Origin of the sequence: Shewanella sp. HL-SH2 (assembly GCF_051164935.1) — a bacterium.
GTDB lineage: Bacteria > Pseudomonadota > Gammaproteobacteria > Enterobacterales > Shewanellaceae > Shewanella > Shewanella glacialimarina.
The window spans coordinates 3,317,846-3,331,881 of record NZ_CP195035.1 but is presented as its reverse complement, the minus strand read 5'-3'; the positions used below and the strand labels follow the sequence as shown (position 1 = coordinate 3,331,881).

Genomic DNA, 14,036 nt, shown 5'->3' with positions numbered 1-14,036 from the left:
TCTATCGACCTTCTTGCTCAGCTTTATTGAAAAAGTAATCCACCGCAGGTTTAATTAATTCTAGTGCAGTTTGCTCACAATCTGGCACTTTGGCTTCACTAGTATTAATAGGAGTAACGCGGTCAGTCCATTTAAAAAGTAAAGCTGCTGATGTCAGTCCAGCACCAAATGCACAGGATAAAATAGTTTGTCCAGGCTCAATTAAGCCTTTATCTAGTGCATCACAAATAGCAATTGGGATAGTCGCAGCTGATGTATTGCCATAGTTTGCTATATTGACGATGGCTTTTTCTTTAGGAATTTTCATCCGACTAACCAAAGTATCTATGATACGTTCGTTAGCTTGATGAGGAATAACCCAATCGACATCGTCTTTATCAACATTGCATTTCTCAAGTACTTTAGTACTTAAAGATCCCATACCCTGAATGGCGCGTTTGAAGATTTCTTGGCCATTAAACTCAATATAGAAATCTAACGAACTGCTATCTAAGCGATCCATTTGGCTGCCAAAATTCGATTTTAAAATTTCACGTCCATCAGGATCATTATTAAGCTCATAGCCTAATACTCCGCCTTCTTCATCACGGGCTTCTAAAATGACCGCACCAGCACCATCGCCAAATAACACCGCAGTTTCACGACGAGACCAGTCTAAATAAAAAGATAAACGTTCAGCACCGATAATTAACACTTTCTTATTTTGGCCGCTTTTAATTAACGAGCTTGCTAATCCCACACCGTATAAAAAACCACTGCATGCCGCATTAATATCAAATGCGCCACATGTCGCACCGACATTTGCCTGCACGGTAGAGGCAATATTAGGTATTAAACTATCAGGGCTTGCGGTAGCCAAAATAATCAAATCCAACTCACTGCCATCAATCCCAGCAGCGGCTAAAGCATGTTTTGCTGCAACGCTAGCCAGTACAGAAGTATTAACATGGCTAATATTGCGTTTGCTAATTCCTGTACGAGATTTAATCCACTCATCGGACGTTTCCATAAAAGTGGCAAGGTCATCGTTGGTTAGCGATGCAGGAGGGACAGCTTTTCCCCATCCGGTGATATGTGCATACTGCATAAAACTTCTCTCAATATATAAATAAAACAAGCAATTAAGGTGATATTTGACCCACTCAGTCTTGAATTAGTCTAGTCTAAATGCTTAACAACTAACTTTCTAATAGCTTCAGCAGCGTGAAGAATATGTTCACGCAATAAGTGTGTCGCTTTTTCAATATCTTTTCTTTGGCATAACTCAAGTAATTCACGGTGCTCTCGCTCCGCAGTGGGGATCCCACCTGTTAACAATAGTTGTAAACGAATATAGCGATCACAATTAGTATTTAAACCATGAACGACTTCGAGTGTATGGCTGCGGTTGGCGGCTTTATATAGGCAAGTATGAAATTGCGTATTAAGCTCGCTCCAACTTGCCACAGAATCCTGGCGCTTAAATGCGTTTTCTAATGCATTTAATACTCTGTCCGCTTCTTCAAAATCGGCGTCTTGTAAATTAGGAATAGCCTTGGCAAGCAAGTCTGACTCAATCATTGCTCTGAGTTCAAATAGCTCTGTGACCTGTTCAACAGATAAAACCGTGGCCGTGGCACCTTTATGCGGCTCAAACTTAACTAACCCTTCAGCTTCTAATTGTACTAAAGCTTCTCGTACAGGAATGCGACTGACGTTCAATTGTTCAGCAATAGCAGTTTGACGTAAGGGTTCGCCACCTTTTATATCACCAGAAAGGATCTGTTCTCTGAGTACTTCAACTACAAGTTGAGTACGCGTTTTGTGAATGATAGGGGGTATATTACTCATTAGCTCTTTTGTTTTCGCGAAATAACCGAGCAAGGTTACCGCTTCATGGCGCCTTAATAAAGTGAAACATGGTCATTCGCTATAATTATCCTTTATTGGGCTAGCTCAAATGCGAAGACGGTGTGATAATTAATACAGAAAATTAATGAGGATTAATAAGTGAATAAAGCAGTTTTTCTTGACCGAGATGGTGTGATCAACAAAGATCATGGCTATGTATATCAAACGGATGACTTTGAATATATTGAAGGTGTGTTTGATGCCTGCCTCGCATTGAAGAAAATGGGCTATAAACTTGTCGTTGTGACTAACCAATCGGGTATTGCTCGCGGCATGTACAGTGAAGACGATTTTCATTCCTTAACTGAGTGGATGGATTGGAACTTTGCTGATAAAGGCATTGAACTGGACGGTATTTATTATTGTCCGCATCATCCAGAAAAAGGTTTAGGTGAATATAAGCAAGATTGCGATTGTCGCAAGCCAAAACCAGGAATGATGTTAGAGGCGGCTAAGTTTTTAAAACTTGATCTAGCCAATTCAATTATGGTCGGTGATAAGGCTGATGATATCCGTGCAGCTAAAGCTGCGGGTATAGGTCACAGTATTTTAGTCAGAAGTGGTAAGAAGGTAGACGAAGCCGGAATTGATATCGCATCTATTGTAGTTGATAGCATTGCAGATGTGCCCGCTTTTATAGAAACACTTAATTAGTAAGGCCGAAAAAGGCCTTTCAGGCCTTTTTTGATGGTTAAGTGTACGCTTAGTTTAAAAAGTGTTCGGTTGGTTGGTTTATTTGAAAGTTTTTGCAAAAAGGGGTTGCGGTAAAATCTCCTATCCCTATAATGCGCACCACTGACACGGAACACGGCGTCTAACGCAAGTTACCAAGTCCGCTCTTTAACAATTTATCAAGTAATCTGTGTGGGCATTCACAGGTATTGAGTTATTCGAAATTGTCTTCTGTTCTTCGGAATGTTGGCAATCAAAAAATTTAACTCGATGATGAGAATGTTCATAGTAATATGAAACTACAGCAATGTAGTAAATAACTCGTTAGCTCGTATGAGCGAAGCGAATTATGACAGTAGAATTCATTGAGCCGTTCGACGTAGTCGAACAAAAAACTTTAATTGAAGAGTTTGATCATGGCTCAGATTGAACGCTGGCGGCAGGCCTAACACATGCAAGTCGAGCGGCAGCGGGAAGATAGCTTGCTATCTTTGCCGGCGAGCGGCGGACGGGTGAGTAATGCCTAGGGATCTGCCCAGTCGAGGGGGATAACAGTTGGAAACGACTGCTAATACCGCATACGCCCTACGGGGGAAAGGAGGGGACCTTCGGGCCTTTCGCGATTGGATGAACCTAGGTGGGATTAGCTAGTTGGTGAGGTAATGGCTCACCAAGGCGACGATCCCTAGCTGTTCTGAGAGGATGATCAGCCACACTGGGACTGAGACACGGCCCAGACTCCTACGGGAGGCAGCAGTGGGGAATATTGCACAATGGGCGAAAGCCTGATGCAGCCATGCCGCGTGTGTGAAGAAGGCCTTCGGGTTGTAAAGCACTTTCAGTAGGGAGGAAAGGCAGTAGTTTAATAAACTATTGCTGTGACGTTACCTACAGAAGAAGGACCGGCTAACTCCGTGCCAGCAGCCGCGGTAATACGGAGGGTCCGAGCGTTAATCGGAATTACTGGGCGTAAAGCGTGCGCAGGCGGTTTTTTAAGCCAGATGTGAAAGCCCTGGGCTCAACCTAGGAATTGCATTTGGAACTGGGGAACTAGAGTCTTGTAGAGGGAGGTAGAATTTCAGGTGTAGCGGTGAAATGCGTAGATATCTGAAGGAATACCGGTGGCGAAGGCGGCCTCCTGGACAAAGACTGACGCTCATGCACGAAAGCGTGGGGAGCAAACAGGATTAGATACCCTGGTAGTCCACGCCGTAAACGATGTCTACTCGGAGTTTGGTGACTTAGTCACTGGGCTCCCAAGCTAACGCATTAAGTAGACCGCCTGGGGAGTACGGCCGCAAGGTTAAAACTCAAATGAATTGACGGGGGCCCGCACAAGCGGTGGAGCATGTGGTTTAATTCGATGCAACGCGAAGAACCTTACCTACTCTTGACATCCAGAGAATTCGCTAGAGATAGCTTAGTGCCTTCGGGAACTCTGAGACAGGTGCTGCATGGCTGTCGTCAGCTCGTGTTGTGAAATGTTGGGTTAAGTCCCGCAACGAGCGCAACCCCTATCCTTATTTGCCAGCGAGTTATGTCGGGAACTTTAGGGAGACTGCCGGTGATAAACCGGAGGAAGGTGGGGACGACGTCAAGTCATCATGGCCCTTACGAGTAGGGCTACACACGTGCTACAATGGCGTATACAGAGGGTTGCAAAGCCGCGAGGTGGAGCTAATCTCACAAAGTACGTCGTAGTCCGGATTGGAGTCTGCAACTCGACTCCATGAAGTCGGAATCGCTAGTAATCGTGAATCAGAATGTCACGGTGAATACGTTCCCGGGCCTTGTACACACCGCCCGTCACACCATGGGAGTGGGCTGCAAAAGAAGTGGGTAGTTTAACCTTCGGGAGAACGCTCACCACTTTGTGGTTCATGACTGGGGTGAAGTCGTAACAAGGTAGCCCTAGGGGAACCTGGGGCTGGATCACCTCCTTACCTATACGACTAACTCAATACCTAAAAGTGCAGAGATGCATGTGAGTGTTCACACAGATTACTTGATAGAAAGAAAGAGAAATTACGTTGGGTCTGTAGCTCAGCTGGTTAGAGCGCACCCCTGATAAGGGTGAGGTCGGTGGTTCAAGTCCACTCTGACCCACCAATTCTTCATTTCTCCTGTGTTAATTTACCGCTCGTTTAGTGAACTAAACGTCGCAATAAATTGCCTTGGATAAATTCGAATTGGCAAGCCAAATAAATTGGCTGACCTTCTTAGAAGGTAAACGTAAATTCTCACTGTATGTAAAGGGGTTATAGCTCAGCTGGGAGAGCGCCTGCCTTGCACGCAGGAGGTCTGCGGTTCGATCCCGCATAGCTCCACCATTCTCTTGAATGAGAAACATACATATTGGTCCGAGATGCCAAAGATAAACGAAATTTTATCTTTGGCTTTTTTAAGCCCGCTCTTTAACAATTTGGAAAGCTGATAGTACTAACTAAAGGCGCATAAATGATGATTCGTTGTCGTTTGTGTGATTACGTTAGTGCGAAAATAATATTGATGCGAAAGCATCAGTATCTTGAGTTCTCAAAACACTGTTTAAGTGTCTTGAATATTCTAAAAACTAAGGCGAGTCACACTTCCTGGTCGGGAGTGAGACAAGTAAAAACCAGCTAGTTACGATACAGTCTGATTAGTTCATTCTCTTGTTTACAAGGGTTGTGAAACTCATTTGGGTTGTATGGTTAAGTGACTAAGCGTATACGGTGGATGCCTTGGCAGTCAGAGGCGATGAAGGACGTAATAACTTGCGAAAAGCGTTGGCGAGCTAGTAATAAGCATTTGAGCTAACGATATCCGAATGGGGAAACCCGGCCACATAAGTGGTCATCATACAGTGAATACATAGCTGTATGAGGCGAACCTGGGGAACTGAAACATCTAAGTACCCAGAGGAAAAGAAATCAACCGAGATTCCCCTAGTAGCGGCGAGCGAACGGGGATTAGCCCTTAAGTCTATGGGGTGTTAGTGGAATGAGTTGGAAAGCTCAGCGGCACAGGGTGATAGCCCCGTACACGAAAACTAACCATAGATGAAAACGAGTAAGGCGGGACACGTGACATCCTGTTTGAATATGGGGGGACCATCCTCCAAGGCTAAATACTCCTGACTGACCGATAGTGAACCAGTACCGTGAGGGAAAGGCGAAAAGAACCCCTGTGAGGGGAGTGAAATAGAACCTGAAACCGTATACGTACAAGCAGTGGGAGCGGTTCTTGAGACCGTGACTGCGTACCTTTTGTATAATGGGTCAGCGACTTACGTTTTGTAGCGAGGTTAAGCGAATAGCGGAGCCGTAGGGAAACCGAGTGTTAACTGCGCGTTTAGTTGCAAGGCGTAGACCCGAAACCGAGTGATCTAGCCATGGGCAGGTTGAAGGTTGAGTAACATCAACTGGAGGACCGAACCGACTTATGTTGAAAAATGAGCGGATGACTTGTGGCTGGGGGTGAAAGGCCAATCAAACTCGGAGATATCTGGTTCTCCTCGAAAGCTATTTAGGTAGCGCCTCGAGCGAATACCATTGGGGGTAGAGCACTGTTAAGGCTAGGGGGTCATCCCGACTTACCAACCCTTTGCAAACTCCGAATACCAATGAGTACTACTCGGGAGACAGACAGCGGGTGCTAACGTCCGTTGTCAAAAGGGAAACAACCCAGACCGTCAGCTAAGGTCCCAAAGTGTATGTTAAGTGGGAAACGATGTGGGAAGGCTTAGACAGCTAGGATGTTGGCTTAGAAGCAGCCATCATTTAAAGAAAGCGTAATAGCTCACTAGTCGAGTCGGCCTGCGCGGAAGATTTAACGGGGCTAAACATACCACCGAAGCTACGGGTTTGCAGTTTACTGCAAGCGGTAGAGGAGCGTTCTGTAAGCGGTTGAAGGTGAAGGGGTAACCCACACTGGACGTATCAGAAGTGCGAATGCTGACATGAGTAACGATAAAGGGAGTGAAAAACTCCCTCGCCGAAAGACCAAGGGTTCCTGTCCAACGTTAATCGGGGCAGGGTGAGTCGACCCCTAAGGTGAGGCCGAAAGGCGTAATCGATGGAAAACAGATTAATATTTCTGTACCTCTGCTAACTGCGATGGAGAGACGGAGAAGGCTAGGCTAGCGCGGCGTTGGTAGTCCGCGTTTAAGGTAGTAGGCGGTGTTCTTAGGCAAATCCGGGAACACGTACTTAAATGTACACGTTGAGAGCTGATGACGAGTCACTAAGGTGATGAAGTAGTTGATGCCATGCTTCCAGGAAAATCTTCTAAGCTTCAGGTTAGTAGGGATCGTACCCCAAACCGACACAGGTGGTCGGGTAGAGAATACCAAGGCGCTTGAGAGAACTCGGCTGAAGGAACTAGGCAAAATGGTACCGTAACTTCGGGAGAAGGTACGCTGCTGTTGGTGATGGGACTTGCTCCCTAAGCTGACGGCAGTCGCAGATACCAGGTGGCTGCAACTGTTTATCAAAAACACAGCACTGTGCAAAATCGCAAGATGACGTATACGGTGTGACGCCTGCCCGGTGCCGGAAGGTTAATTGATTGGGTTATCGCAAGAGAAGCTCATGATCGAAGCCCCGGTAAACGGCGGCCGTAACTATAACGGTCCTAAGGTAGCGAAATTCCTTGTCGGGTAAGTTCCGACCTGCACGAATGGCGTAATGATGGCCACGCTGTCTCCAGCCGAGACTCAGTGAAGTTGAAATTGCGGTGAAGATGCCGTATACCCGCGGCTAGACGGAAAGACCCCGTGAACCTTTACTATAGCTTGGCACTGAACATTGAACCTACATGTGTAGGATAGGTGGGAGACTTTGAAGCTTCGTCGCTAGATGGAGTGGAGTCAATCTTGAAATACCACCCTTGTAGTTTTGATGTTCTAACTCTGGCCCCTTATCGGGGTTGAGGACAGTGCCTGGTGGGTAGTTTGACTGGGGCGGTCTCCTCCCAAAGAGTAACGGAGGAGCACGAAGGTTGGCTAAGTACGGTCGGACATCGTACGGTTAGTGCAATGGCATAAGCCAGCTTAACTGCGAGACATACACGTCGAGCAGGTACGAAAGTAGGTCATAGTGATCCGGTGGTTCTGAATGGAAGGGCCATCGCTCAACGGATAAAAGGTACTCCGGGGATAACAGGCTGATACCGCCCAAGAGTTCATATCGACGGCGGTGTTTGGCACCTCGATGTCGGCTCATCACATCCTGGGGCTGAAGTCGGTCCCAAGGGTATGGCTGTTCGCCATTTAAAGTGGTACGCGAGCTGGGTTCAGAACGTCGTGAGACAGTTCGGTCCCTATCTGCCGTGGGCGTTGGATGATTGAGGGGAGCTGCTCCTAGTACGAGAGGACCGGAGTGGACGAACCGCTGGTGTTCGGGTTGTCATGCCAATGGCATTGCCCGGTAGCTACGTTCGGAATCGATAACCGCTGAAAGCATCTAAGCGGGAAGCGAGCCCCAAGATGAGTCATCCCTAGAGCTTTAAGCTCTCTAAAGGGCCGTAGGAGACTACTACGTTGATAGGCAAGGTGTGTAAGCGTTGTGAGGCGTTGAGCTAACTTGTACTAATGACCCGTGAGGCTTAACCATACAACCCAGATGGGTTTTACTGATACGACTTAGTATTAGAATGGGACGCTTAAATAGTGTGACGAGACTCAAACTCAGATAAAGCAATCAGCTTTCCGAATTATTATTTAATGCTAGTTAAATAGCGTTAGATAACCAAATTTGTCTGGAAACCATAGAGCTGTGGCACCACCTGATCCCATTCCGAACTCAGAAGTGAAACACAGTATCGCCGATGGTAGTGTGGGGTCTCCCCATGTGAGAGTAGGTCATTTCCAGGCGCCAAATAAAACAGCAAGGCCACTCTAATTGAGTGGCCTTTTTGTTTTGTGTCGAAAAATTATTCTTGAGCATAAGTCATACAATTTACATTAAACATAGTGTGGCCGATATGCCCATGTGAGAGTAGATCATTTCCAGGCGCTAAATAAAAAAGTAAGGCTAACTTAATCGGTAGCCTTACTTTTTATCTGGTTGAAATGTTTTTTGAACTAATGTGTCTTAATGAAGTTATAAGTCAACATCTAGCTTAAGGCGCTAAAGGGTATTCTGCTGAGCTTCAATTTCACTGGCACGAGTGAATCCGCTATGAGTGTTAAGTTGTTTATAGTAACGTTCAAGGTTAGGGTATTTAGCCAGTTCACCTCTGGCTGCTAGCAGCTCAATCACAAATGACATCATGATATCGGCGCCAGTCAGTTTATCTGCCACTAAATAGCGCTTACCTTCTAAAGATGCATTTAAGTAACCGATTACTTTTGCGACTTCTATATCGGCGTAACCCGCCATGAAATTGGTTTGGCAGCCATCTTTTTCAACAAATAATCGAAGTAACAGAGGTAACATAGCAGAGCTTTCAGCGAAGTGCAGCCACTGTATATAACTAACGTAATCAGTGCTATTTGATTCCGGTGCTAAGTGACTTGCAAATTGATTGATTAAATACTCGGTGATGGCGCCTGATTCAGCAATGACTAAGTCATTGTGCTCAATTACTGGTGATTTACCTAATGGGTGAATTGCAGTTAATTCAGGTGGTGCTAGAAAGGTGACTTTGTCTCTTTGATAAGCTTTAACTTGGTAGGCTTGCCCTAGTTCTTCTAACAACCATAAAATACGTTTCGAACGAGACTGATTGAGATGGTGTAGTGTGATCATAATAATCCCTTTACTGTCAGTTTGCCTTTAAAAGCGGGCAAGATAGAAATTAATAAATCTATTAACCAGATTTAACTAAGCTGAATCAAGATTAACTTGGTTTGAACCTAGGGTTAATTAGATAGATTGCCGTGGTTAGTATATTTTATTAGCCATAATAATAACCCTAGCAATGTTTCAGTTTGGCTAGGGTTATTGATTGGCTGTTTACGCCTTAAATAGTTTGGCCATTATGCCGCTATTTATGAACCATTAAACCCAAAGGTTGCTTAAAATATTTATACTTTAAGTAACATTAGCATGGCTTGAGCAACCGCTTCTGATGAAGCCGGATTTTGGCCAGTAACTAAGTTGCCATCAACTTCAATATGGCTAGCCCAATCTGCACCTTTAGTGTAAATACCACCATTTTCTTTCAGCATATCTTCAACTAAGTAGGGAACGATAGCCGTTAGTTGCACAGCATCTTCTTCGCTATTAGTAAATCCTGTAACTTTTTTACCGTTAACTAAAAAGCTGCCATCAGCATTTTTAGCATGGCGTAATGCGCCTGATGCATGACACACGAGACCCAATGGTTTACCTTGCTGGTAAGTCTGTTCAATTAAGGCAATCGAGTGTTTGTCTTCCGTTAAGTCCCAAAGTGGCCCATGGCCGCCAGGGTAAAAGACAGCATCAAAGTCAGCTACATTTATACTGTCAAGGCGTACTGTATTTGCGAGCTGTTTTTGAGCATCAGTATCGCTTTTGAAGCGTGCAGTTGTTGCTGTTTGGAAGTCTGCACCATCACTACTCGGATCTAAAGGTGGCTGACCACCTAAAGGGGAAGCTAGCACTATCACTGCGTCATTATCTGCAAAATGATAATACGGTGAGGTAAATTCCTCTAGCCAAAAGCCTGTTTTGTTACCTGTGTCACCGAGTTTATCGTGTGAGGTTAATACCATTAAAATTTTCATCTGCATTCCTAATTAATAGACCAGTCGTCTATTTTTTGGTTGTCAATATCCGCTCTAAAACGGTGAGGATGTACCTTAAATCGTATAGCTTGTCGGTTTACATAAATCTTTTAGAATCAATTAATCATCGCTGACTATGGCTTTAAAAATGATATAGTTATGTCCATTGCCTGCTTTAGCCCTCTGTCATCTTTGCTTAGTTTTGCCATTAAGCTAGCGCCGATCCACAAATTATAAAGCAGTTCAGCTGTCTCATCTGCACTGAGTTTTTTAATCGATTTATCTTCAATACCCGCGGTGATACAGCCACTAATCGCGCCTTGTACTACTTGGGTTCCTTTTAATAATGCGACTCGCATAGGTTCTGATAAATCAGCTACTTCGGCACTCAGTTTAACCACTAGGCACTTTTGTGATGAACAGCTATCTGCTTGTGACGTCATCCAACCTTGCCAATATGTCATTAAACGTTTTAATCCAGATTGAGCTGGGTTACCAAACAGGATTTGTAAACGTTGCTGATAATCATCGAAGTAATCTTCGATGAGCGCTTCACCAAATTGCTCCTTTGATTTGAAGTAATGGTAAAACGAGCCTTTAGGGACTTCGGCATGTTTAAGGAGTTCAGATAATCCAACGCTGACAAAGCCGCGTGCTGCGATCAATTGATAGCCGATATCTAAAATATGTTGGCGTGTATCTTGGGTGCTTGTTTTCATCCAGTGAGGATACACTCAAATAGACCAGTCGTCTAGTGGGTGTCCTATGACTATCAATTCGTTCTTATTTCAAATCTGGCTATCCTTTTTTGTTATCAACTAATATTGGGCTGATGAGCATCTGAATTTATAGTATTTTCTTAATATTAATTTTTGCCTGTAAAAAATCTTCTACGATTAATTTATTAATATCATCGCACGATCTATGCTTAAAGGCATTCCGAATAATATTACAACTCAGTTTTTGATGGGTTAACTACTAATGTCAAAGCACTGTCAAAAGGTGTTTAGTTGTCGGCTTTGCTCAGATTAACGACTTGGATCCCTCTCAACTGGGAGTATATAACTTCCATTGGCGCTATAAAATTGTCAAGGCGAGTGGCTTAAAGGTCTAGATGGTCTTTATCTTGGCTAGTTTGAGGATGGCAATGGGGTTAATGCAAAAAATAAGCTGGTCATTTCTCTTGCAAATATAACCTCGATGTTGCGTGATGCAACTTACCTCACTTTATAAATGAGATGGGTTATAAAATAGAGTTAGATCAACCACTATTTTCAGCGTTTTTTATCATATTTAATATGTTTACTCGCTCATAGAGTGACTTTTGTTTAGAATGTTTGTCCTCATCGTCCTTTGGCCATTTGCTAATTGGAACTGATTCACACTGAGGTGGACTGTTTTTCTGCCTAGGAGCTTTAATGCAACTGTTTGTAAAAGATTTAACCGTAATAGACTTCTCTTATCTTTGCCCCATTCGCGGTATGGTCGGCGAAAGCTGGATTGTTGATGTGCTGCTTGATGGCGGGCTAGACGAGCAAAATATGGTGCTTGATTTTTCTAAAGTCAAAAAAACCATTAAGAATACCATTGATGATGTTGCCGACCATCGTTTGTTGATCCCAACAGCGTGTAATCAAGTCAGGTGGCAACAACAGGGTGACAGAGTGTGGATGGATTTTGCTAGTCAAAAGGGCGATATTCATTTGGCTTGTCCATCACAAGCATTTGCCCTCATCCCTACAGAAGTCATCGACTTTGAAAGTGTGAATGACTTTTTACAAAAAGCCCTTCGCGAAGCATTACCTGACAATGTTCAAGATATTAGCATTACGCTACGTAATGAAGTGCTGACCACGCCTTATTATCATTACAGCCACGGTTTGCGTAAGCATGATGGTAATTGTCAGCGTATTGCTCATGGTCATCGCAGCCCTGTTACCGTATTTGAAAATGGCATAGCAGCGCCTAAATGGGACGAATATTGGGCTGAGCGCTGGCATGATGCTTATTTAGGTACTGAAGAAGATATTGTTGCTGTAGCAGATCTTCAATTATCAAAACAAGCCAATGTCAGTGATGATACCCATTATGGTTTTCATTATGTTGCGCCGCAGGGAGATTTCCAGTTAGCCATGCCTAAAAATTGCTGCGATATTATTCCCCATGACACCACAGTAGAGTTACTGGCTGAGTATATGGCAGTAACTTTGGCGGCTAAAGTGCCTGAAAGCCATTTTAAAGTGATTGCCTATGAAGGCATTGGCAAAGGCGCTATCGCGGTCAGAGGATAGGCCTGAACAGCAGTCTGAGTAATAGTCTGAACAAAATAGATAGAAACAAAAAAGTCATTGTCGTTTATTAAATTGCTGTTAGTTATTGTGAGTTATTAGGGGTAACAAGGAATTGAGTTATATGAAATTGTCAGTGGTAGCTTGCTGTGCTTTATTATCAAGTGTGCTTACTTCTACAGCTAGCGCTGAAATTACCTTCCAAGGTCAATTTGAACAAGGCGCATTAGTGCGCGGTACTGTACCAGTGGGCAGCAGCATTAAGCTTAATGGTGGAGTCGTAAAAGTCACCCCTAAAGGGCAATTTGCTATTGGATTTGACCGCGATGCTAAAACCGAGCAAATGTTGGAGGTAACCTACCCAACAGGATTAACAGAGCTTAAGCCTATTAAGGTTACCAGTCGTGAATATAAAATCGATCGCGTGACTGGCATTAGTACCACAATTATGAAGCCTGATCCTGTTGCACAAAAACGAGCCGCTGAAGACAGTAAGCAAACCTATGCCGCGCGTGAGACATTTATTGAACAAGACGCTTTTATGCAGGATTTTATTTGGCCAGTAACGGGTCGAATTTCTGGCGTATACGGCAGTCAGCGAGTGTATAACGATGTACCAGGTAACCCGCACTTTGGTGTCGATGTCGCTAGACCAACGGGTACAGTCGTCGTGTCTCCAGCTGACGGTGTGATTACCTTAGCGGTACCAGACATGTTTTACTCGGGTGGGACATTAATTATTGACCACGGTTATGGTGTTAGCTCGACATTTTTACATTTAAGTAAGTTATATCCCAAAGTTGGTGATAAAGTGACTCAAGGCCAAAAGCTGGCTGAAATAGGCGCAACAGGCCGTGTAACTGGGCCACATTTAGATTGGCGCTTGAATTGGTTTCAAATGCGATTAGACCCAGTATCTATAGTGCCATCTATGTCGACTGTGTTAGCGGCCGAAAAAACCGCTCAAAAATAGCGGTTTGATTGCGTAGACTTCATCAATTAGATTGATATAAAGGAGAACATAGATGTTCTCCTTTTTTATTCAATGTTAAACAATAATATTTGAAAGGATTCAATATATGATCAATAAAATTGGTAACACTGAGATTCTGCTAAAACACAAAGCCACATGTCATTGTGGGTCTGTCGAATTAGTACTGACATTACCCAATGGAATAGAAAAGCCAAGGCGTTGTGATTGTTCTATGTGCCGAAAGCGAGGGACGATAGTGGCTTCAGTTCAGCTTGATGGTATTGAGATAGTCAGCGGCCAAGAGGCACTTAAACTCTATCAATTTAATACCAATACAGCCAAACACTTCTTCTGCTCAAATTGTGGCATTTATACTCACCATCAACGACGCTCAAACCCATCTGAGTATGGTTATAACGTGGGATGTTTAGAGGGGGTTAATCCCTTTGAACTTGAGAATATTGTGACTCTTGATGGTATTAATCATCCTGCGGATAACAATACATAATTATTTATCAATGAC

At 43.9% G+C, this 14,036-nt stretch carries 9 protein-coding genes, 2 tRNA genes and 3 rRNA genes; 9 read left to right on the top strand and 5 right to left on the bottom strand.

The features are described from left to right. Position 1: 1 nt before the first annotated feature. Positions 2-1,087: a ketoacyl-ACP synthase III gene (locus tag ACRWP9_RS14530; protein WP_434926593.1), complete on the bottom strand. Its 1,086-nt coding sequence runs from the start codon at positions 1,085-1,087 to the stop codon at positions 2-4. Positions 1,088-1,158: 71 nt separating this feature from the next. Then, entirely contained in the window at positions 1,159-1,830 is a 672-nt protein-coding gene (locus ACRWP9_RS14525) for a GntR family transcriptional regulator (protein ID WP_434926592.1), read from the bottom strand. A gap of 159 nt (positions 1,831-1,989) precedes the next feature. Here ACRWP9_RS14525 and gmhB point away from each other — a divergent pair, with 159 nt between their 5' ends. The 6 genes from gmhB (at position 1,990) to rrf (ending at position 8,416) form a co-directional block, all read left to right on the top strand. Further along, complete coding sequence (gene gmhB, locus ACRWP9_RS14520) at positions 1,990-2,544, top strand: D-glycero-beta-D-manno-heptose 1,7-bisphosphate 7-phosphatase (RefSeq protein WP_434926591.1); 555 nt, start codon at positions 1,990-1,992, stop codon at positions 2,542-2,544. Positions 2,545-2,960: 416 nt separating this feature from the next. Then, a 16S ribosomal RNA gene (locus ACRWP9_RS14515) occupies positions 2,961-4,505 on the top strand. A gap of 89 nt (positions 4,506-4,594) precedes the next feature. Further along, positions 4,595-4,671 (top strand) — tRNA-Ile (locus ACRWP9_RS14510). A gap of 145 nt (positions 4,672-4,816) precedes the next feature. Further along, positions 4,817-4,892 (top strand) — tRNA-Ala (locus ACRWP9_RS14505). A gap of 361 nt (positions 4,893-5,253) precedes the next feature. Next, positions 5,254-8,156 (top strand): 23S ribosomal RNA (locus tag ACRWP9_RS14500). A gap of 144 nt (positions 8,157-8,300) precedes the next feature. Next, positions 8,301-8,416: ribosomal RNA gene (rrf, locus tag ACRWP9_RS14495) — 5S ribosomal RNA — on the top strand. Together the 16S, 23S and 5S rRNA genes with 2 tRNA genes alongside form the textbook arrangement of a ribosomal RNA operon. Positions 8,417-8,672: 256 nt before the next feature. On the opposite strand, the gene ACRWP9_RS14490 is transcribed toward rrf, so the two are convergent. The 3 genes from ACRWP9_RS14490 to ACRWP9_RS14480 form a co-directional block, all read right to left on the bottom strand. Further along, a complete protein-coding gene (locus ACRWP9_RS14490; RefSeq protein ID WP_434926590.1) occupies positions 8,673-9,293 on the bottom strand; it encodes a glutathione S-transferase family protein in 621 nt (206 codons plus the stop codon). Between the two features lie 278 nt (positions 9,294-9,571). Then, positions 9,572-10,258, bottom strand: coding sequence for a type 1 glutamine amidotransferase domain-containing protein (locus ACRWP9_RS14485; protein ID WP_434926589.1), 687 nt, complete (start codon positions 10,256-10,258; stop codon positions 9,572-9,574). 128 nt (positions 10,259-10,386) lie between these two features. After that, positions 10,387-10,971 (bottom strand): TetR/AcrR family transcriptional regulator, encoded by a 585-nt coding sequence (locus tag ACRWP9_RS14480; RefSeq protein WP_434926588.1) that lies wholly within the window; start codon positions 10,969-10,971, stop codon positions 10,387-10,389. A gap of 699 nt (positions 10,972-11,670) precedes the next feature. On the opposite strand from ACRWP9_RS14480, the gene ACRWP9_RS14475 reads away from it, so the two are divergent. From ACRWP9_RS14475 to ACRWP9_RS14465, 3 genes are all read left to right on the top strand, one after another. Further along, on the top strand, positions 11,671-12,543 hold the full coding sequence (locus ACRWP9_RS14475; RefSeq protein ID WP_434926587.1) for a 6-carboxytetrahydropterin synthase: 873 nt from the start codon (positions 11,671-11,673) through the stop codon (positions 12,541-12,543). A 121-nt stretch (positions 12,544-12,664) separates the two neighbouring features. After that, a complete protein-coding gene (locus ACRWP9_RS14470) occupies positions 12,665-13,513 on the top strand; it encodes a M23 family metallopeptidase (protein WP_434926586.1) in 849 nt (282 codons plus the stop codon). A 106-nt stretch (positions 13,514-13,619) separates the two neighbouring features. Continuing rightward, on the top strand, positions 13,620-14,021 hold the full coding sequence (locus ACRWP9_RS14465; RefSeq protein ID WP_434926585.1) for a GFA family protein: 402 nt from the start codon (positions 13,620-13,622) through the stop codon (positions 14,019-14,021). Positions 14,022-14,036 lie beyond the last annotated feature (15 nt).

Excerpts from the sequence above, each read along its gene's own strand:
- ACRWP9_RS14490 (WP_434926590.1), bottom strand. The coding sequence starts at position 9,293 with ATGATCACACTACACCATCTCAATCAGTCTCGTTCGAAACGTATTTTA.
- ACRWP9_RS14485 (WP_434926589.1), bottom strand. The coding sequence starts at position 10,258 with ATGCAGATGAAAATTTTAATGGTATTAACCTCACACGATAAACTCGGT.
- ACRWP9_RS14525 (WP_434926592.1), bottom strand. The coding sequence starts at position 1,830 with ATGAGTAATATACCCCCTATCATTCACAAAACGCGTACTCAACTTGTA.
- ACRWP9_RS14465 (WP_434926585.1), top strand. The coding sequence starts at position 13,620 with ATGATCAATAAAATTGGTAACACTGAGATTCTGCTAAAACACAAAGCC.
- ACRWP9_RS14480 (WP_434926588.1), bottom strand. The coding sequence starts at position 10,971 with ATGAAAACAAGCACCCAAGATACACGCCAACATATTTTAGATATCGGC.
- ACRWP9_RS14470 (WP_434926586.1), top strand. The coding sequence starts at position 12,665 with ATGAAATTGTCAGTGGTAGCTTGCTGTGCTTTATTATCAAGTGTGCTT.
- ACRWP9_RS14530 (WP_434926593.1), bottom strand. The coding sequence starts at position 1,087 with ATGCAGTATGCACATATCACCGGATGGGGAAAAGCTGTCCCTCCTGCA.
- ACRWP9_RS14475 (WP_434926587.1), top strand. The coding sequence starts at position 11,671 with ATGCAACTGTTTGTAAAAGATTTAACCGTAATAGACTTCTCTTATCTT.